General features: G+C 48.7%; 5 protein-coding genes and 1 pseudogene. 1 reads left to right on the top strand and 5 read right to left on the bottom strand.

The annotated features are described in order from the left end of the window. The 3 genes from AMS66_RS34250 to aroA form a co-directional block, all read right to left on the bottom strand. On the bottom strand, positions 1 to 553 hold a 553-nt coding region (locus AMS66_RS34250), incomplete at its 3' end, for a PTS transporter subunit EIIC (RefSeq protein WP_236703687.1). Between the two features lie 273 nt (positions 554 to 826). After that, entirely contained in the window at positions 827 to 1,261 is a 435-nt protein-coding gene (locus AMS66_RS30085; protein ID WP_053784277.1) for a CoA-binding protein, read from the bottom strand. A gap of 36 nt (positions 1,262 to 1,297) precedes the next feature. Next, entirely contained in the window at positions 1,298 to 2,593 is a 1,296-nt protein-coding gene (gene aroA / locus AMS66_RS30080; protein ID WP_053784276.1) for a 3-phosphoshikimate 1-carboxyvinyltransferase, read from the bottom strand. Between the two features lie 163 nt (positions 2,594 to 2,756). Here aroA and AMS66_RS30075 point away from each other — a divergent pair, with 163 nt between their 5' ends. Beyond that, entirely contained in the window at positions 2,757 to 3,062 is a 306-nt protein-coding gene (locus AMS66_RS30075) for a rhodanese-like domain-containing protein (protein ID WP_024631157.1), read from the top strand. A gap of 274 nt (positions 3,063 to 3,336) precedes the next feature. Here AMS66_RS30075 and AMS66_RS30070 read toward each other — a convergent pair whose 3' ends face one another. Together AMS66_RS30070 and AMS66_RS34245 are read right to left on the bottom strand one after the other, a co-directional pair. Beyond that, on the bottom strand, positions 3,337 to 3,846 hold the full coding sequence (locus AMS66_RS30070) for a shikimate kinase (RefSeq protein WP_236703685.1): 510 nt from the start codon (positions 3,844 to 3,846) through the stop codon (positions 3,337 to 3,339). A gap of 531 nt (positions 3,847 to 4,377) precedes the next feature. After that, a pseudogene (locus AMS66_RS34245) lies at positions 4,378 to 4,987 on the bottom strand (NADP-dependent phosphogluconate dehydrogenase); the annotation flags it as partial.

Raw genomic sequence — 4,987 nt, 5'->3', positions numbered from 1 at the left:
CCCCATAAATGAACAGCCCAAAACCGCCGAGACTGTATTCCCAGGTGGCGATGGCGTTTAATCCATGTTGCAGAATGGGTGCAATCCATAACATAAAGAAGGAGAACAGTGCCGAGCAGAGTCCAACAATGAGCAAAACAAACCTGGAACCACCGAAAAACTGTAAGATTTCTGGCAGTTTAATACTTTTGAAGCGATTATGCGTCACCCCGGCAAGTGCGCCGAGAATAATTCCGATTAAGGAAGCAGGTTGAACGGTGCCATCCCCGAAGTTGCGAGTCACCTGATCATATATCACAATACCAGCCAGAGCGGCGAGTCCCGCTTGTCCGGCCTGGTTGGAGAGTCCCAGCGCTACGCCGACAGCAAACAAATACGGCAAAAAATAAAAAATACCGTGTCCGGCCACGGTAGACACTTCACCAACAACTTTCAATCCCCAGGCGTCCCAGGGCAAACTGCCAACACTCAGCAAAATTGCGGCGGCGGGCAGGACCATTGTAGGCAGCATTACCGCTCGTCCGAGCTGCTGCAAGGATCCGAGCCAATTCATGGCGACCTCTCCTTTCTATCCTAGATGGTAAGCTTTACGCAACGTTTTGTCAAAGCAAAACAGTAACCTGTTGGCAATTTGGTTTTCTCTCTCTCCAGGCATGACAAAAAGGAGCGTACTTCCTTGGTCGCCCAATGACTAAATGGAGCGGTACACCTCTTTAATTTTAATTCATTCGATCCTCTAATCTGAAAAGTATATTTTATTTTTCAATTATACAACATAAAAAATCCCTTCAACTCAACGTTGAAGGGATTTTTTATTGATCGAGATTTAACCGCGTCCAGCACCGCGCAGAACGATGGAATCCTCTACCTTGATACAACGATTCGTCACTGCTGTCATGCCGTTCTCAGCAGCAATCTGTACAGCTTCATCACTGTGGATACCAAGCTGAAGCCACAATACATTCGCTTTGATCGCCGCAGCTTCACGAGCCACATCCGCGCAATATTCATCGCGCCGGAATACGTTCACGATATCTACCGGCTCAGGGATATCCGCGAGGGTCGCATATACCGTCTCACCGAGAATCTCACCTTGTACCTGTGGATTTACCGGGATGATGCGATACCCTCTGCTTTGCATGGCTTCCGCTACCATATAGGAAGTGCGATCTGATTTGTCCGATAAGCCGACGACTGCGATGTTGCCTGCCTTGCGCAAAAGTTGTCCAATTTCTTCACGAGTAGGATTGTTAAATTCCATGTTCAAGCACCATCCTTTTCTGCTTAACGTGTTATTTTACTCTTTTACCCATTGAACCGAGGCGCCAAGCGCCTGCAAATGATCGAAATATTGCGGATAAGACTTCGCTACATGGTGTGCATCCCGAATACGAAGCGGTTCTTTGGAACGCAGACCGACAACGGTCAGTGCCATAATTACGCGATGATCGTAGTGAGCGTTGATCTCAACGCCGCCTTCAACGCCTTCCGGACGACCATGTACGATAATTTCGGCTTGACGTTCTTCTACGTTGGCTCCTGCCTTCCGCAGTTCGTTCAAATAATCCGTAATTCGGTCACATTCCTTGTAACGTAAGTTCTCTACATTATAGAACCGAGAAGTGCCTTCCGCAAACACAGCCGCCGCTACCATCGCCAAAACCGCGTCCGTAGCGGCATCTCCGTCGAATTCCACGGCTTTCAATGTACCGTTACCTTGAACGTGTACCACATCATTCTCGTGAGTCAACGGTACTTCCATCATGCGCAGAACGTCAACAATGGCACGTTCACCTTGTTTGCTCTGTTCCATCAATCGCAAAATTTTAACATCCGATTGGGTGACAGCCGCGGCCGCGAGAACAGCTGCTGAACCAGGATAGTCTCCTTGAACCGTATATGTTTGTGGTTTATAGGCTTGACCACCAGGTACGCGGAAGGACATGTAATCATCACTGGCATGAATGACGATGCCCGCCTGTTCCAGTACTTCCAGCGTCTGACCAATGACCACTTTGGATTTCAGGTCGTTCAATACTTCAATTGTGCTGTCTTCTGCCAGGAGTGGGGTCACAAACAGTAACGCGCTCAAATACTGGGAGCTGACCGATCCGGATACACGGATATGCCCACCCTTGGCCTGGCCACCTTTGATCGTGATTGGCAAGCGCCCTTGTTCGTGCTGCACTTCAACACCAAGCTGACCAAGTGCATCGATCAGGTCATCATGCGGGCGTTTGCCAAGAGAATCCGGGTACGTATTCACAAACGTAACCTCAGGACAAAGTGCAGTTACTCCCATCAGGAAACGGAGTACTGCCCCCGCATTGCCTACATTCAATTCACGCACATCACGTGGATGGCTGCCGAAGCCCTGGATGACGATTTTGCTGTCATCTTCTTCAAGCACCGCTCCAAGATCACGAATACATCTGCGCATAGCGTCACTATCTTCACTATGAGCGGGGTAATGGATTGTACTCGTTCCTTCTGCCAGCGCAGCAGCTAGTAAGTAGCGTGTAGTGTAGTTTTTGGAAGACAAAGCTCCAATTTCCCCGTTCAGGGATGGGGTCGGTTTAACGATAACGTCCATGGATGAAATTCTCCTTCATTGATATAATGTGCTTCGTTAGATGAATCTGTAACGTATTTGATTCAGGATACATGTGGTGATGCTGTACTGCCAAATTGACATTCCATACATCGCTTGGGTATCATTATAGGCGTTAAGTCCATACAGAAAAGAGGACCTGAATATGACACAAATTGCTGAAATTGAACCTTCTGAGCTGCGTCGCCGTTTGCAGGCGGGAGAGAAGCTGCAGATGATAGACGTCCGTGAGGACGATGAAGTCGCACAAGGCATGATCGAGGGAGCGAAACATATCCCGCTTGGACAGATTCCGGACAGACTGTCCGAAATTCAAAAGTCCGGTGAGATTGTTCTGATCTGCCGCAGTGGTTACCGTAGCGAGCGGGCCTGCGAGTATTTGCAACAGCTCGGATATGATGGCTGCACCAATATGGTTGGCGGCATGCTGCAATGGCAGCAGGAAGACTAAAAAACATCAGGATCGGGGTAAAAGCGTTAGGGTAGCTGCAATCGGCAGTTCATCATAACCACTGTACATCCTGATCCTTTCAGTCAGTCAAACGGGCCAATCGGCCCGTTTTTCACATCTATCCGCCAGAATTACACGGCTCCATTCACCACTTTAACTCCTTCGGTTATCTTCTTCCACATCCGAAATGTATCCCTCTCCATGCATCAACCCTTCACTCATGTGCACAGTCCATCCATACACTTACTGAAGAGAAAATGAAATGATTACAAGCTTAGACGCGGTAATGCGCTAAAATTAAACGAGTCACTTCAGAAGCGGATAACTCGGTTGTATCCACCGTGTAATGCGCAAACCGGTATGCATCCTTCCGTTCCTGCATAATGGTCTGAATGCGTTCCTTCGCATTGCCTGCCAAAAGCGGACGGTTCTCACAACCGCTGACGCGTTCTACTATCACTGCCGGATCAGCAGTCAGGGCAACCACCCAGCCGTTCTTCGACATGACATCACAGTTGTCGGAACGCAGAACTACACCGCCTCCGGTTGCAATTACCTGCGACTTCTTCTCCAGCACCGAGCACAGCATGCGGCTCTCGGCATCTCGGAAATACGTCTCTCCCTTGCCTGTGAACAACTCAGGAATCGTACAGCCTTCCTCTTTCTCCACCGCAGCGTCCACATCAATCAGTCGGTAACCCAGCTCTCGGGCGAGCATGTCAGCGACGGTTGATTTGCCAGTTCCCATCATGCCGATGAGAATAATATTATTAGACTTGCTCAAGGTGTACACTCCTTTAATTCAAGCAATTCGTGAGCACTTTTGTCCTATCATAACACAGCCCTGCGGACTGGGGAAGGCCATCCTAATCCCGACTTTCCTCCCAGCAGTCGCAAGCACTTTCAAGGCATCTCAAAGCATGTCCGTTTACTCCACAGAGTTCTAACGAACTCAGATGAGCTTATTTTCGAAATATAGGCAATGTGGTTTTCTAACGAAACTCAGCAAGCTTATTACACAAAAACACCATCAAACAGCCTACCTTCGCTACAAAAAAAATCAAAATAAAACCTCCTGAGTTCGTTAAAACATAGAAATGTCTCATATTCTCGAAATAGAGCGTCGTATGTTCGTTAGGGAAGATCAGCCCCATCTGCTCTCAAACATACACTACCATACACACACCGCGGTAAAAAAAGAGAGGCTCGGAGATCGGCATTAACCGGATCTCCAAGCCTCTCTTGAGCCTTTCAACAGGCCAAGGCTCCTCATTCAGGACGCATTAGCCACATCTCGCCGACTCCCGTATATCTGCTATTCCATCCAGTTGTGGTGGAAGCTGCCTTCTTTGTCCAGACGTTTGAACGTATGAGCACCGAAGTAGTCACGTTGTGCTTGCAACAGATTCGCAGGCAAACGCTCTGTGCGGTAGCTATCGTAGTAGGACAATGCACTGGAGAATCCAGGAACCGGAACCCCTTGAGTTACCGCAGCAGCCACAACTTCACGCCATGCACCTTGGTAGGATTCAACAATGTTTTGGAAGTATGGATCCAGAAGCAGGTTTTTCAGCGCTGCATCTTTGTCATACGCTTCTTTAATGTTTTGCAGGAACTGCGAACGGATGATACAACCACCACGGAAGATCATCGCGATGTTGCCGTATTTCAGATCCCAGCCGTACTCGTCGGAAGCTGCACGCATTTGGGCAAAGCCTTGCGCGTAGGATACTATTTTACTTGCAAACAGCGCTTTGCGCACATTCTCGATGAACGCTTTTTTGTCACCGGAGAATGCTTCAGTTGCAGGTCCGTTCAGGATTTTGCTAGCCGCCACACGCTCGTCTTTCATCGCAGACAGGAAACGGGAGAATACGGATTCCGTAATCATAGACAAGGGTACGCCGAGATCCAGCGCGCTTTGG

The organism is Paenibacillus xylanivorans (assembly GCF_001280595.1).
GTDB lineage: Bacteria > Bacillota > Bacilli > Paenibacillales > Paenibacillaceae > Paenibacillus > Paenibacillus xylanivorans.
Note: the sequence above shows the minus strand (reverse complement) of the source record. Positions and strands in the feature narration are given on the sequence as shown.

Excerpts from the sequence above, each read along its gene's own strand:
- AMS66_RS30085 (WP_053784277.1), bottom strand. The coding sequence starts at position 1,261 with ATGGAATTTAACAATCCTACTCGTGAAGAAATTGGACAACTTTTGCGC.
- aroA (WP_053784276.1), bottom strand. The coding sequence starts at position 2,593 with ATGGACGTTATCGTTAAACCGACCCCATCCCTGAACGGGGAAATTGGA.
- AMS66_RS30075 (WP_024631157.1), top strand. The coding sequence starts at position 2,757 with ATGACACAAATTGCTGAAATTGAACCTTCTGAGCTGCGTCGCCGTTTG.